The sequence below is a fragment of the Haloprofundus marisrubri genome, from assembly GCF_001469955.1.
Classification (GTDB): domain Archaea; phylum Halobacteriota; class Halobacteria; order Halobacteriales; family Haloferacaceae; genus Haloprofundus; species Haloprofundus marisrubri.
In genome coordinates this window covers 319444-332934 of sequence record NZ_LOPU01000029.1, presented here as the reverse complement: position 1 = coordinate 332934, position 13491 = coordinate 319444, and the positions used below count along the sequence as shown (strand labels likewise).

At 60.2% G+C, this 13491-nt stretch carries 12 protein-coding genes; 8 read left to right on the top strand and 4 right to left on the bottom strand.

All coding sequences use genetic code 11. The features are described 5' to 3' along the window. Positions 1–100: 100 nt before the first annotated feature. Together AUR64_RS12050 and AUR64_RS12045 are read right to left on the bottom strand one after the other, a co-directional pair. Positions 101–535: a PIN domain-containing protein gene (locus AUR64_RS12050; protein WP_058582196.1), complete on the bottom strand. Its 435-nt coding sequence runs from the start codon at positions 533–535 to the stop codon at positions 101–103. Next, positions 536–787, bottom strand: a complete 252-nt coding sequence (locus AUR64_RS12045) for an AbrB/MazE/SpoVT family DNA-binding domain-containing protein (RefSeq protein ID WP_058582195.1) — start codon at positions 785–787, stop codon at positions 536–538. A 258-nt stretch (positions 788–1045) separates the two neighbouring features. On the opposite strand from AUR64_RS12045, the gene AUR64_RS12040 reads away from it, so the two are divergent. Next, positions 1046–2533 (top strand): carotenoid oxygenase family protein, encoded by a 1488-nt coding sequence (locus AUR64_RS12040; protein ID WP_058582194.1) that lies wholly within the window; start codon positions 1046–1048, stop codon positions 2531–2533. A 98-nt stretch (positions 2534–2631) separates the two neighbouring features. Here the strand turns inward: AUR64_RS12040 and AUR64_RS12035 are convergent, their stop codons facing one another. Then, positions 2632–3531 (bottom strand): CPBP family intramembrane glutamic endopeptidase, encoded by a 900-nt coding sequence (locus AUR64_RS12035; RefSeq protein WP_058582193.1) that lies wholly within the window; start codon positions 3529–3531, stop codon positions 2632–2634. Positions 3532–3660: 129 nt separating this feature from the next. On the opposite strand from AUR64_RS12035, the gene AUR64_RS12030 reads away from it, so the two are divergent. From AUR64_RS12030 to AUR64_RS20940, 3 genes are all read left to right on the top strand, one after another. Then, positions 3661–4008: a helix-turn-helix domain-containing protein gene (locus AUR64_RS12030; RefSeq protein ID WP_058582192.1), complete on the top strand. Its 348-nt coding sequence runs from the start codon at positions 3661–3663 to the stop codon at positions 4006–4008. Positions 4009–4010: 2 nt separating this feature from the next. Beyond that, a complete protein-coding gene (locus tag AUR64_RS12025; RefSeq protein ID WP_058582191.1) occupies positions 4011–4349 on the top strand; it encodes a DUF7521 family protein in 339 nt (112 codons plus the stop codon). Positions 4350–4594: 245 nt separating this feature from the next. Further along, complete coding sequence (locus AUR64_RS20940; RefSeq protein ID WP_169794666.1) at positions 4595–4735, top strand: DUF7503 family protein; 141 nt, start codon at positions 4595–4597, stop codon at positions 4733–4735. 4 nt (positions 4736–4739) lie between these two features. On the opposite strand, the gene AUR64_RS12020 is transcribed toward AUR64_RS20940, so the two are convergent. Next, positions 4740–6809, bottom strand: coding sequence for a hypothetical protein (locus tag AUR64_RS12020; protein ID WP_058582190.1), 2070 nt, complete (start codon positions 6807–6809; stop codon positions 4740–4742). 310 nt (positions 6810–7119) lie between these two features. Here AUR64_RS12020 and AUR64_RS12015 point away from each other — a divergent pair, with 310 nt between their 5' ends. The 4 genes from AUR64_RS12015 to AUR64_RS12000 all read left to right on the top strand — a co-directional run bounded on the left by AUR64_RS12015 (position 7120) and on the right by AUR64_RS12000 (position 13444). After that, positions 7120–7641, top strand: coding sequence for a hypothetical protein (locus tag AUR64_RS12015; protein WP_058582189.1), 522 nt, complete (start codon positions 7120–7122; stop codon positions 7639–7641). Beyond that, positions 7638–9566 (top strand): hypothetical protein, encoded by a 1929-nt coding sequence (locus AUR64_RS12010; protein WP_058582188.1) that lies wholly within the window; start codon positions 7638–7640, stop codon positions 9564–9566. The genes AUR64_RS12015 and AUR64_RS12010 overlap by 4 nt, the downstream gene beginning before the upstream one ends. A 64-nt stretch (positions 9567–9630) precedes the next feature. After that, positions 9631–10359 (top strand): UTP--glucose-1-phosphate uridylyltransferase AglF, encoded by a 729-nt coding sequence (gene aglF / locus AUR64_RS12005; RefSeq protein ID WP_058582187.1) that lies wholly within the window; start codon positions 9631–9633, stop codon positions 10357–10359. Positions 10360–10435: 76 nt separating this feature from the next. Continuing rightward, complete coding sequence (locus AUR64_RS12000; RefSeq protein ID WP_058582186.1) at positions 10436–13444, top strand: LamG-like jellyroll fold domain-containing protein; 3009 nt, start codon at positions 10436–10438, stop codon at positions 13442–13444. The last annotated feature ends 47 nt before the right edge of the window (positions 13445–13491 follow it).

The window sequence follows — 13491 nt, the reverse complement described above, 5'->3', positions numbered from 1 at the left end:
TACCCACAGGTCAAACTACAGTTCGACCAGATGTCGGCGTGAATCTCATCTCGGGGTCTGTGTATGGATGGATTTTGGGGTCTGCGCGCGGGGGAGGATATCAATCTGAGCGATAGGGATTGGTTGCCGTGTCAAGACGATAGACATCCGAGGCGGCGTCGAAGTCGTCGTCGAATGCGTAGAGGTATCCGAGCCCTTCCGTTTGCATGTAAGCAACGATGCAAGCATCAACGAACGAGAACCGCTCGTACTGGCGAAAGAGTGCCTTCCCGGTGGCGAAGGCGTCCTTGGTCAGTGAGTCGATGTGAAAGCAGGTGTTCTCTTCGATGCGATCGAGGAAGTCAGTGGCAGCATCGTGACCGGCATGCGTCGTTAACCCGTTCAGCGTCTCGGCGAGAACGTAATCGAGAACGACCGCTTCTGGAAGGTCTCCGGTGTCGATGCCGCGGAGAATAGGAAGCGCGTCTTCGTGTGCGTTGTCGCGTCGGTAGGCGGCGGCGAAGAGGACGGTCGTATCGACGAGTGCTCGCGGCATCTAACTGACGTCGACGCCCCACGCATCGTGGTCGGTAGTCACATCGGTCGTTTGTGCGCCATCGTAGCCATCGAAGTCACTGAACGTTCCGCTCCGTTGTTGGACAATTTCGACGCGGAGCGTCCCGTTGTCTTCGATGTGCCAGCGAAGTTTGTCACCGTCGTCGATATCAAGTTCGCGACGGATTCGTGCAGGGATATTCGCCTGGTTTCCAGAGACCTTGCTTTCGGAGTTGGTACGTTCACTACTCATACACTGAGCTACGTGACCACAATTTATGAAGCCTAGTGTGCGTACACACTAACTGGCGGATTTGATGAAGGTGGACCTACCTGATTCAACGAGAGAGTCCCGGTCTTTAGGCCGGGCGTGAATGCGACACTCCACTTCACAACCCACGTTCGACGCTTGTTCTTAGGACAAACGCCATTCCGTTGGCGACCCACTCCTCAGTATGGACGCCGCAACGGCGGGCAGACTGGCAGTCGGGGTGACGGAGGAATCGAACCGATGAGCGGCGACCACCGACTCGGCTTGCGACCGGCGACGACCGAGTACGCCGACGAACCGCTGCGAGTCGAGGGCGAGATTCCGTCGTGGCTGGAGGGAACGCTCGTCCGCAACGGACCGGGGTCGTTCGCCGTCGGCGACGGCCGAGTGAGCCACTGGTTCGACGGGTCAGCGATGCTCCGGCGGTTCGAAATCGCCGACGGCGACGTTCGGTACTCGAACCGGTTTCTCCGGAGTCGGCAGTACCAACACATCCGTGAGCACGGCCGTCTCCATCTCCGCGAGTTCGGCACCGACCCGCGGTGGCGCGGACTCGGACGCCTCCGCCGCTTCAGTGCCGCCGCGGTGACGGACAACGCCCCAGTGTCCGTCGTCTACCTCGGTGGACGGCATTTCGCGGCGACGGAGACGCCGCGGTGGACCGCCTACGACCCGGAGACGCTCCGGACGAGAGCGCCGAAAGACTTCGACGAATCAGAGGACGAAGTCGGAAGAGCGGGTCCACTCGCACACGTTCACTACGACCCGTTTCGGGGAGAGACGGTTGGGGTCGCAACCCGGTTCGGCCTCCCGAGTGAGTACCTCGTTTACCGCGTTCCCGACGGCACCGACCGCCGCGAACTACTCGGCCGGGTGCCGATTCGCCGCCCTGGCTATCTCCACAGTTTCGCGCTGACACCGAACTACGTCGCCGTACTCGTCCCGCCGTTTCGGACGAATCCACTCGCGTTACTCCGGAACCGACCGTTCGTCGAGAACTACCGGTGGCACTCCGACCGCGGGACACGTGTCGTCGTCCTTGACCGGGATAGCGGCGAACTCGTCGTCGACACCGAGACGGCCCCGTGTTTCGTCTTCCATCACGTCAACGCCTTCGAGCGAGACGGTGCGCTTCACATCGACGTTGCGGCGTTCGAGGACGCGAGCGTCGTCGACGCGTTCTACCTTGACACGTTTGACTCCACAGAGTTCGCGCCGCCGGGTGCAGAACTCCGGCGTCTACAGGTCGACCCCGAGACGGAGCACGTCGTCACGCGGACGCTGCATCCGGGTCACGTGGAGTTTCCGACGATTCACTACGCACGTTACAACACCCAGCCGCATCGCTACGTCTACGGCGTCGGCACCGAAGACCCGTCGCCGGATGGGTACGTCGACCGACTCGTCAAAATCGACCTCGACGAACGTCGTGGCCGCTACTGCGCCTCGAAGACGTGGACGGAACCGAACGTATATCCGGGCGAACCGCTGTTCGTACCGCGGGTATCGCCGGAGTCGGACGAAGGAACCGGAGAACCCGTCGTCGAAGACGACGGCGTCCTTCTCTCGGTCGTTCTCGACGCCGAGACCGAGCGGACGTTTCTTTTGATTCTCGACGCGGCGACGATGACCGAACGCGCACGGGCGGTGTTCTCGGAACCGATTCCGCTCGATTTCCATGGCCAGTTCTACCGACGTGGTGAGCGACCGACGCGTTCGATGGCATGAGAAAATAGAACTCGGTCGATGTCCTCTGACTGTGAGTAACGCACATGAGACGGACAGAAGATGTGCTCAACGAAACTCGATACGGTGAACTGGACGTATCAGAGTGCTTTCTGTGTGGTTGACGGTGACTGTTCTGAGTCGTCGGCTTCGTTCGTACACTCTCCGAGAGTAGAGTCCGCAGAGAGAGTTTCACGTCCATACCGTAGTATTAGGGTTCCTGCGACAACCCAAACCGGGGCCGCGTAGGCGGCCAAAACAGGGATATTAACTACCGACAGGTCGGTGACGAACGCACCCCCGATGCCCGAAGCTGCGTTGACTCCGCCGTGGAGCACCATCGCCAAGAAGATGTTCCCATCGGTGCTGTTGTACAGCCACGTGAACACTATCGAGAATCCGATAACGAGGAATCCATAGAGCAAGAGGGACCGGCCACCGTACCCCGGGACGTCGAACACGAACAACGGGAGGTGCCAAACTGCCCAGACAACGCCGATGACCACGCTGGCAGTCAAGGCGTCGAAACGCTCTTGGAGAGTCGGTAGTGCAACCCCACGCCAGCCGAGTTCCTCTTGACCACCACCGACGAAGGTCACGAGCAGTAGCGCAACAGGATATGTTGGCACGATTCGTGCGACTTGAGCGGCAGCGAAGTCACCCGTCGTGGCGACGAAAATCCCACCCATTGCACTTCCGGCCAGTACCGGTACTCCGAGCGCTACGAGATACCAGCGCGTACCGACGCGCCATTCGAACCCTTCACGCAGCCACGCACGAATACTACTGCCGCGTACCCACAGCAAGACGATAGCGGCGAGTGCAGGGCCGAACCCACCGGGGAGAATGTGCAGATTCGTCGCGGAGGACTGGGTCATCAGCACTGGAATCCAGAGCCCCCACGAGATCGACAGCGCAAGCGCGAAGAACGTGGGTGCGGGATACCGATTGGCTATCGTTCTCAGGCGCGTACTACGAGCGGTTTCTTGACGCGTCGTCATCACATGTCGTCGTTCAAAGGCACACCAAATAGAGAGACGAGCAGGACTTCAGGTCCTGAAGTGGTCGGTACCCCTTTAGGGTCATTACATGAATAGTCGTCAATGAGTGAGGTGACTCAATAGCCCCCGATGAGTGAGGAGAACCCAGATATCGAAACGGTCGCCGGACTCCTCGAAGACCGGACGGTTCGAGAAATCCTCACTAAAACGAGCCAAGAACCTATGTCCGCACGTACCCTGAAACAGCACTGTGAGGCGTCAGGCCCGACTATTTATCGGCGTCTCGAACGACTCCGGGAGGCGGAGTTTGTTGTCGAACAGACCCGTCCAGACCCCGAGGGTGGCCATCATCGGCAAGTGTACGTTCCGAACCTTGACCGGATTACCATCGGGCTCGAAAACGGAACGCTCTCGATGCAGATTCGGCGACAGGAAAACATGGCCGACCGATTCACTCGTCTCATCAGGGAGATGTGACTATGCTCGAGACGCTCTCTAATAGACTCGGGTCGGTCGTGCTTCAAGCCAGTGGGCAGCCCTCAAGCACTGTCGAAGTAGGGTTGATGGCCTACGAGTTACTCGGGGCGGCACTCGGCGTGTTCATCGCGTACCTTGCCTATCGTGGGTATCAGCGGAACCAGAGTCGACCGATGCTGTTCGTCTCGTTAGGGTTCGTTCTCGCACTCGGAGTTCCCCTTGCGATTACTCTCCTGTATCTTGCACTGCCAATCAGCGGTGGTCAAGTCGCAGTACAGGTAGTCAACCAGACATTCGAGGTTGTTGGCCTTCTGAGTATCATCTACGGTCTCAGAGCCTAAGTCACGACACGGTCACAGTCAGCAGTGGAAGCTGTCTGGTCGCAAAGTCGCCGAGTGAGGCGTAGCCTCAGTGCGCACACGAACTGGCGGAAGAATCACATACCCCCCGTGTGAAACGGTATCTTAGCGACTGTCGTGACAGCCTCCGGATGCGTTATTCCGTCTATATGCTGATATTATATTATTGAATTATCTGTGGGAAGTGTTTAAATATATTCATGCCAGTGCCGACCATCGACTGTAGTATGAGCCAGAACGACTCTGCAATGGCGGACTACCTCGCAAACAACCCCCGTATGGTCGGCGTCGTGTTCACGATGATGCTGCTGCTCACACAGGCAGGAAACGCAGCAGCGGCGGCGGCAGGTACTGTCGCTGGGCCGTGAAATTCTACAGTTCGTACAGCGGTATCTCGTCGCTCCACCGGAGTTCGTGACGGAGACGAACGGGCATCCCCTCCAGTTGGAGGAACTCTGCCAACTCCGATTTTGAGACCTCGAACGAAAGCTGACTGTTCGAGTTGAGCGTGTACTCCTCGTTGTTTGATACGTAGGGAACAATGAGACCACCCATCCCTGACCGATCAGTGGGATATCCTCTGATTTGAATGGAGTACTGGCCTTTGTTCTCGTGTTCTTCTACCACACAGAGAAGTGGCGTCCCACTTTCAGCCTGCGTGATCGCCAACCCTCCATCGCCGACAACGACGTACTGACTACCCACGATGCTCTCACCACGAGCGGTTTCGAGCGCCACCGACAGCGGGAAGCCGCCGTTGAGCAAGCGGGCGAGCGTCGAACCGATACGCACCGCTCCGCTGTTGATAACGTCCGAGAGCGTGACGATACCGCCGATAGCGCCTGCCTCGATGAGGGATAATCCCTGCTCGTAGGAGGTACAGCCGTTCAGAAGGAACGCGTCAACACGGACGTCATCGAGTTCCCGTGCGTCGAGGCGGCCGTCAGTGCATTCGAAGCCGCCCTGGTCGATGTGACCGATGTAGTGGAGGAACTCCGTCTCCTCGCGGAGCACCTCGGTCAACTCGTCGGTGGTGAGAGAGCGGTGAATCTGCACGTCGAACGGGAGTTCCTCGCGCGACCCGTACACCTGGTCGATGTCGTCGCGCTCCTCGCTCATCTGAGTGTCGTTGCAGACGACGACGATGTCGATGTCGTCGTCGGCCATCGTCCGACTGAGCCGATTCCGATACGCTTCGATAGTCGCTTTGTTCGCGCCGACGGGTGTTCCCTCGCCGACCCACGCCTGTTCGACCGCATCGGCCGACTCGGGTTCGACGAACTCCATCGACGACGGCTGTGACGCTGTACTCCGGGTGAACTCGTCACCGTCGCGGAGGAACTCCTGAACTGCGTCTACCTGTATCTGTGGTGCTGCCGTCGTCTTTGTCTGTGTCGGCGTGCGAACGATTGCAAGGTCGTCGACCAAGAACGGGAGGAGTTCCGCGCTCTGGGCGCTCGGTGCGACGTGACTGACGAGTTTCCACTCCGGTTGGTGCGGTTCCAGCGTCTCGTACGGAACCGAGAGGTACGCTTCGAGTCGTTCGTCGGAGGGGAGGCCGTAGAGCCGTTCAAAGTCGATGTCGACGGTCGATTCGACTGCGCGACGCTCGTGGAGGTCGACTTGGTACAGTCCCTCGGTTCGACAGAGACAGTCGAAGAAGAACACGTGTCGGAGCACGTGTTCGAGTTCGCGTTCGACGCCGTCTGGAGTGTCCAAGCGGTGTTCGAATCCTGAGTCGGTCACGAGTCGAGGCACTGAGCCGGGTTCGACGCGCGCACCGAGGTAGTATGCAAGCGGTGCAGCAGCGTAGACGTACGAGCGTTCGCGCGGGAGTTCGATGCGGATTCCCGTCTCGGGAGCGACGATATCCTCAGGCGCCTCGAAAGAGTCGCCGAGTTCGACCGTCGGCGGATGACCGCGAAGCGTGGGGTAAGAGCGCTCGGGTGATGTCGTCTTTACTGCTGACCCGAACAGCGAGACGGCGCGCATCGCGTCTTCGACGGAGTCGGTGACGGTAATGGTGCCGGCTGGATGTTCGTGGTGCGAGCGCGCACCCAAAAGCACCGTTGTCTCCTCGCCGAAGTCGAGACTCTGGTTGGTCCGGTCGACGGTGAGTTCGCTCGACACCCGGAGATACATCTTGATTGGCGTACAGAGTTCGATAGCGTACTCGCCGTCGGGGAGGCTAAGCGAGTCCGAGGGAGTAACGTGTGCGAGCATCGTCCCGTCGGTGTCGCGGACGTAAATCGGGACGACGGTCGGCAGTGTCAGCGACGATGTGCGAAAGGAGACGGCGGCGTCGACCGGAAAGCGGAACTCGTCGATATCGATGGAGTTGGGAGTAACCGCACTGGGCGTCCCGAGCTCGTATCGATGTCGTTCGATGGGGTCGACAACTTCGATACCGTCGTCGTCGCTGCACCCGAACCGCATCGTCATCGAGACCCCCTCCAGGGCCGGAACACGGTTGGGTGAGTAGTCATTGCTCTTCGAATTTAGCTGAAAGTATAACAATGTGTCGCCGTCACCGAAGGTTCGGTTAGCACTCTTTAATCGGTGGCTGAACAGTGCTCTTACCGCGGCAGAGTTCGCTCTTGGTTAGGGAGAAACGCGCCGCCGTCTGGGGAAATTGGAGCATACATTCTTGTCACTGCGGCCAGTCGTAGGTTGGATCACAAACGACAAAGTCGGAGCGGCCGCCTCTCGGTTCCGACGCATTTATTCAGTCTCTCTGTCGTTCGCAGATAGAATGCGAGCGTCGGGTGCCGCCGTATGGCTCTCTGTGTTGGCCGTCGTCGTTCTCTCGGTAGCAAGCGGTCCGCTCGTCGCCGGCGTCGATTTTACTGCCGAAGACACGGAAAGTCAGAGCGCTCCCGAACGGGCACTCGGTAGCGGAAACGCGACGGTGACCGACGTCTCGCTTGACCTTGACGGGATTCGACTCGAGCGAGGCGACTACGGGTCACAGACGTACTATCTCCAGGTGCCGGACGCGACGGTAGACCTCCAGTCGGTGACCGGGCAGCCGATACTTGCCTACAAGATTCGGATTCCGGCCCTGGGCATCGAACGGAGTTCGTCCGCGTTCCTCGACGAATCGTATACGGAAGATGGACCAACGACGCTTGCACTGTCGCTCGACGACGGACCGGTCGAACCGGGGCGAGTGACCCAGTCGAGCTACGAAGCAGAGGTATCGGTGCTGTTGCGTAGTCAGTCCGGAACACGGGTGCTTCGACAGGTTTCGGTCACTGTGGAGGTCCGAGAGTGAAGGACCTGAAACAACGAATCGTCGCCGCGGTGTTCGGCGACCGGTCGGGACTCGCGCTGTTTCTTCTCTCACTCGCCTTCTTCGGTCTGTTCTGGCGCGTCGGCGTCTTCGTCAACGACACGTACACCGTCGCCAACGCGTTCGTCGGCGTTGCCGACGGTCATCTGTACGTCGACGAACTTCGGTACGGTCCGGCCGACGGTGCGACACCCGGCATGAACGTCGTTGATGGCTATCTGTACGGCCGAAACTACGGCCAGATGGCGCTCGCGCTGCCAATTCTGTGGCTGTTGGAACTGGGTGCGTTGGTCGCGGACCCCCGGCTCGTCGTCGTCGGTCTCTGGTGTTTCACCGTGCTAGGCGCATGCGTCGTAGTCGGGAGAGTCGTCGACCGTCCGGTGATGGGCAATCTTGTCGGAGCTGTCGCCGCCATTGGCCTCTTCGGCGTGAACCTTCTGTTTGCGACCCCGTTGGACCCGAAGTGGTTCCCTCTGATGGCGTTGCAACTGGCCTCTATGGTCACAGCAGCGCTCGCGGGTGTCGCCGTGTATCGACTGCTCGCGTGCGTCGCCGACAGACGGGCCGGACTCGTCTCGGGGGCGATACTGGTAGTTGCCACACCCGTTGGCTTCTGGGCGTCGCTGCCGAAGCGACACGCGACGATGGCGCTCGTCGTCGCTGTCGTGTTGTACACCTTTTATCGAAGTCGCGAAGTCAGTGAAGAGAGGCCAAACCGGGCGCTCGGCTTTCGGTCGGCAGCGTACGCGACGGTCGGACTCTCGACGTGGGTGCAACCTGCCGAGGCGCTGACGCTGTTCGTCGCACTCGCCGCGGTGGATTTCCTGACCGTGCGGCGTACCGACTGGCGAACACTGGGTGTTGTCGCCGTGGCGTTCGCGCTCTCGTTGGTGCCGTTTCTGGTGACGAATGCCGTAGTGACTGGCAATCCATTGTCACCGCCGCGTCTCTGGACGCGCTTTACGGGTGACCAGGCGCTCACAATCGACCCAACTAGTGGGGCCAGCGGCGAACTCACTGGCGGAGACAGCGGAACCGGAAGCGATGGAAGCGCTTCGACCGCTGGCCTCGTTGCGTCCATTGGTGCAGTTCTCGGCAGTGCTCTCGACCGGGCGGCGCTGTTCGCTGAGTACGTTCGACAGGGATTGGTTGCGAGTTTCGAACCAATTCGCCTCTACCGCATCTTCGTCCGCAGTGGCTATCTTTCGCACGTAGCTGGCGACGACGGCGGCGAAGCGGTCAACATGGCGTTCGTCGAGTCCGCGCCCGTTCTCGGTGTGCTCATCGGTGTCGTCCCCCTCACAGTCCGCCGAGTGAGAGAGCGGACCAATAGGGAGTGGAACCGCCGTTCGGTCCACGAGCAACTTCGTCGTCTCCGCAGGTCGCTTCAATCCCCGAGGCGCGCGACGGACCTGCTGGCTGTGGCGAGTTTGTGGACGTTTTCGCTCATCTACCTGCATCGACTGCCGCTGCACGCGATGGTGACGGTTCGGTATCTCGTACCGTTGTTACCGATACTGGTGTACGCCGCCGTCCGTCTCGAAAGCGTCCGCGAGGCACTCAGCGAGTGGGCGACGCTCGCGTGGAGTTACTTCGGTGCTCTCGCCATCGGCGGTCAACTTCTACTGCTCGTACTGCTTCTCGACGGCGTCCAACTGGGTGAAGCGATTCAACTCCACGCGCTGGTTCATCTCGCCGCGGCAGCGATGCTGGCGCTGTGGGTACTCGTCTCCGAGACGGGGCTCGGCGAGGGTTCGTATCCGCGCCTTGGAGCAGCACTCGTCGGCGTCGCCTGTGGGCTGACGACGGTGTTCTTGCTCCTTTCGGGATGGGAGTACTTCGGTTACGCGGGCGAGTTCGCATTGCCGGCGGTTCGGACCTTCACGCGGGCACTGCCGTTGTTCTGAGAACCGAAGAATCAGTTCATCCACAGTGAAAAGACACATATCCGATGCGTTCTCGGTGAGTGGTATGAAAGCAGTCGTGCTCGCGGCGGGCAAGGGAACTCGTCTGCGACCGCTCACCGACGAGAAACCGAAAGGACTGGTCGAAGTCGACGGTCAACCGATTCTCACACACTGTTTCGAGAAACTCGCACGTTTGGGTGCCGACGAGTTCATCGTCGTCGTCGGCTACAAGAAAGAGAAAGTTATCAGCCACTATGGCGACGAAGTCCAGGGCGTCCCCATCACGTACGCGCACCAGCGCGAGCAGAACGGGTTGGCGCACGCGCTGTTGACCGTCGAAGAGTACATCGACGACGACTTCGTGTTGATGCTCGGCGACAACGTGTTCGAGGCGAACCTCGGCGACGTACTCCGTCGACAACGCGAAGAGCGCGCCGACGCGGCGTTCCTCGTCGAGGAAGTGCCCGAAGAAGAGGCGGGTCGCTATGGGGTCTGTAACACGAACGACTACGGTGAAATCGTCGAAGTCATCGAGAAACCCGACGAGCCACCGACGAACCTCGTGATGACTGGCTTCTACACGTTCTCGCCGGCCATCTTCCACGCCTGCCATCTCGTCCAGCCCTCCGACCGCGACGAGTACGAGATAACCGACGCCATCAACCTGCTGCTGCAGAGCGGGCGAACCATCGACGCGATTCGCCTCGACGGCTGGCGTGTCGACGTCGGCTACCCCGAAGACAGAGAGGAAGCAGAGCGGCGGTTGCAGGAAGAAGTCGCCGAGACGGCGTAGTTCGGCGTCGTTCGGGTCAAGCGACTGTCACCGGCCTTCGGAGGATTTTAACCGTTCTTTCACTGTGTAGCGTGCAATGACAGATACGCGCGAGGCGACGACTACCCTCCTCGCGGAGCGCCCGAACGCCGAATCGGCGCTGCGCTCTATCCTCGCCGCCGACGAACACGGCACGTGGACGTTCGACGACGTCGACGTCGATTCAGGACTGTTCGGCGAAATCGTCGCGGCGGACATCGTCGAGAAGCGAGACGGTGGGTACCGCGTCAGCGACCCCGCGGCAGTGCGTGCAGCGCTCGACGGCGAGAGAGCGGCGACGCCTTCGACCTCGAAATCCACGTCACGGTCGGTGACGATGCCTTCGCTCTCGAACGTGAGCGTCGACCGAACCGCAGCACTGGCACTCGCGGGGGCGCTCGTCTTTCTCGCACTCGTCCGACTCATCTCTATTTCGGCGGTGTTCCGCGAAGGCGCTATCGTCCTCTCGGCGAACGACCCGTACTTCTATCGCTACCTCGTCGAAACCGTGGCCGCGGAGACGAACGGCCCGTTCGACATCGGCGCGGTGGCGTCGCTACCGCATCGGGTCACGGCCGGCGAACCGCTGCTCGTGGTGACGCTTTGGTTCTGGACAGAGTTGTTGGGCGGCGGCGCGAACGCGTCGGGAATCGTCCTTTCGGTTTACCCCGTCGTCACTGCGGTGCTAACTGGTGCGTTGGTGTATCTGACGACGCTCCGGTTGAGCGACGACCGTCGGGTCGCGCTCGCAGCAGTGCTGGCACTGGCGTTGATTCCCGCCTACGCCTATCGGACGAGTCTCGGCTTCGCCGACCACCACGCGTTCGACTACTTCTGGCTGGCACTGACCGCAGTGGCGTTGGTTTCGTTGGCCGCAGAACCGAGTCGACGTGACGCCAAAACCGCGTTCTGGAGCGCCCTGTTCGGCGTCGCCGTCGCCGGACAGACACTCGCGTGGGAGGCCGGGCCATTGCTAATTCTTCCGCTGGGACTGGTCGTCGTCGGATGGGCGACCACGACGGTTCAGGCGGGGAAGTCGCCGGCTCGTGAGTTGGGTGGGCTTATCGGCGGGCTTGCACTCGCTGCTATCTTGACCGCGGGAGCGCACTTCGCGCTGGGGTGGCACGGAACGACCGTCGCGTTCGCGCCTGCTGGGTTGTTCGTCGGGTCGGTCGCCGTAGTGGGTGTCACCGAACTGGCGTTGAGACAGGGGTGGTCCGCACGGATGCTCCTCGGTGGAGAGGTCGTCGCGAGCGTCGTCGTTTTCGGAGCTCTGCCCTTCGTCATCCCGCAGATGGGTGCGGAACTTCAGAGCGGGGTTCAGTTCCTCTTTGAGACGGAGGGGATCGCAGAAACGCAGTCACTGGTGAGTGCTGACCAGGGGTCGCTCGTCGGACCGCTGCTGTCGTTCGGCTTGTTTGTGCTCTTGGGGCTTCCGTACGCCGGGTGGGCGCTGCTTCGGTCGTCCCGGGAGTACGAACCGGGCTGGTTGGCGATGGGGATTTACACGTGGTATTTCCTAGCGCTGGCGCTGGTTCAGTTGCGCTTCGCCGGTGAGTTGGCAGTGTTCCTCGCGGTGTTTGCGGGACTGGGATTCGTTCATCTGGCGGCGAAGATAGACGCCATGCGGATGCCAAAACCGTTCGCGGAGGTAGAGTCCGGTCGGCGCGGACGTGAAGCAATGGGGGAGACGGTCGGGTTGGAACGTCCGGAGCGTCGTGAGGCGATGTCTCTGTTGGGTCTTGGGCTGTTCGCCGGAAGTTTCAGTTTCGTCCAAGTTCCGGTGAAGACCGGGCAATTGCTGGTTCCAGATGGGCTGTACGATGCCGCGATGTGGATGCGTGAGTATTCGGAGGAAAAGGGATTGGAGTATCCCGAGAACTACGTGTTCAGCGAGTGGAGTTGGAATCGGGCGTATAATTACTTGGTGAACGGGAACTCAGATTCGTACGGCTTCGCGTTCAATAACTATCGTGAGTTCCTCGGGTCGAGAGACGGCGAGGAGTGGTACCGACGGTTGCGAGACCGTGTTGGGTTCATCGTGACTGAGGATGGGCCAGCTATCGCCGGTGATGGTCGAGGGGGTGAGTCGCTCCACTCGCGACTTCATTCGCAGTACGGTGGTGGCGACGGTTCGATACCGGGTATCGGGCACTACAAGGCGCTGTACTCGAGTACCGATGGTTCGCGGAAAGTGTTCGGTCTCGCTCCGGGGGCTGTACTCGTTGGACGCGGTGACGGCGGAAGTCAGACAGTGCAGACGGAGGCCAACGTCGGCAACGAGTCGATTACGTATGAGCGGTCTGTGCAACCGACTGAGAACGGGTGGTATGCAGTTCGGGTGCCGTACGCTGGTGAGTATTTGTTGGCTGGACAACGATACCAAGTTTCGGAAGAGGCGGTTCAGTCTGGCGGGTTCACCCCTGAGAAAGGTTCGCGTGCAGTATGGTCATTCAACGAAGGGCGTGGGGAATTTGTGTTCGACTCACAAGGAGGTTATCACGGTTCCGTGAGTGGGGTGACGTGGGCAGAAGGATTCGACGGGTACGCTCTAGAATTCGACGGAAGTGGGTCGGTATCTGTACCTGATGCTGAGGAGTTGAGTGGTGAGGGAGGACTCACCGTGTCGGCGTGGATTCGAACAGATGAAGGAGTAGATTATCGTAACGGACTACAGTACCCTCGTTTGGTCTCGAACAGCGAAAATGGTGCCTACGAAGGGACAGAAGGGTATCAGCTCGCGCTCTGGAGAGGCCGTGTCATGGTTGCACTCGGTGATGGCTCGGAGGCCAGCGCGACAGTACTCTCCACAGAACACGTGGACGACGGCGAATGGCATCATCTCGCTGCCGTTCGGGACGGCTCGGAAGTCCGTCTCTACATCGACGGCGAGGAGGTGCGTCGTGGAGGAATCGAAACAGGGCTCCCTAGCCGAAAGCATCTCAGAATCGGAGCATCTGTCAATGACGAGCGACGATTCAAAGGAGCAATCAATCAAGTAGAGATTCGAGGGGAAGCTGCTAACCCAGAAGAGGTTGCCCAGCTTTCAGGGCAGGGTGGGAACTGATTCGTTCACATCTCGGTGATGTTATATCCGATGAAGTATTCGCCCCG

Bases quoted from the DNA above. Each gene is read 5' to 3' on its own strand.
- AUR64_RS12050 (WP_058582196.1), bottom strand. From the start codon at position 535: ATGCCGCGAGCACTCGTCGATACGACCGTCCTCTTCGCCGCCGCCTAC.
- AUR64_RS12045 (WP_058582195.1), bottom strand. From the start codon at position 787: ATGAGTAGTGAACGTACCAACTCCGAAAGCAAGGTCTCTGGAAACCAG.
- AUR64_RS12040 (WP_058582194.1), top strand. From the start codon at position 1,046: ATGAGCGGCGACCACCGACTCGGCTTGCGACCGGCGACGACCGAGTAC.
- AUR64_RS12035 (WP_058582193.1), bottom strand. From the start codon at position 3,531: ATGACGACGCGTCAAGAAACCGCTCGTAGTACGCGCCTGAGAACGATA.
- AUR64_RS12030 (WP_058582192.1), top strand. From the start codon at position 3,661: ATGAGTGAGGAGAACCCAGATATCGAAACGGTCGCCGGACTCCTCGAA.
- AUR64_RS12025 (WP_058582191.1), top strand. From the start codon at position 4,011: ATGCTCGAGACGCTCTCTAATAGACTCGGGTCGGTCGTGCTTCAAGCC.
- AUR64_RS20940 (WP_169794666.1), top strand. From the start codon at position 4,595: ATGAGCCAGAACGACTCTGCAATGGCGGACTACCTCGCAAACAACCCC.
- AUR64_RS12020 (WP_058582190.1), bottom strand. From the start codon at position 6,809: ATGACGATGCGGTTCGGGTGCAGCGACGACGACGGTATCGAAGTTGTC.
- AUR64_RS12015 (WP_058582189.1), top strand. From the start codon at position 7,120: ATGCGAGCGTCGGGTGCCGCCGTATGGCTCTCTGTGTTGGCCGTCGTC.
- aglF (WP_058582187.1), top strand. From the start codon at position 9,631: ATGAAAGCAGTCGTGCTCGCGGCGGGCAAGGGAACTCGTCTGCGACCG.
- AUR64_RS12000 (WP_058582186.1), top strand. From the start codon at position 10,436: ATGACAGATACGCGCGAGGCGACGACTACCCTCCTCGCGGAGCGCCCG.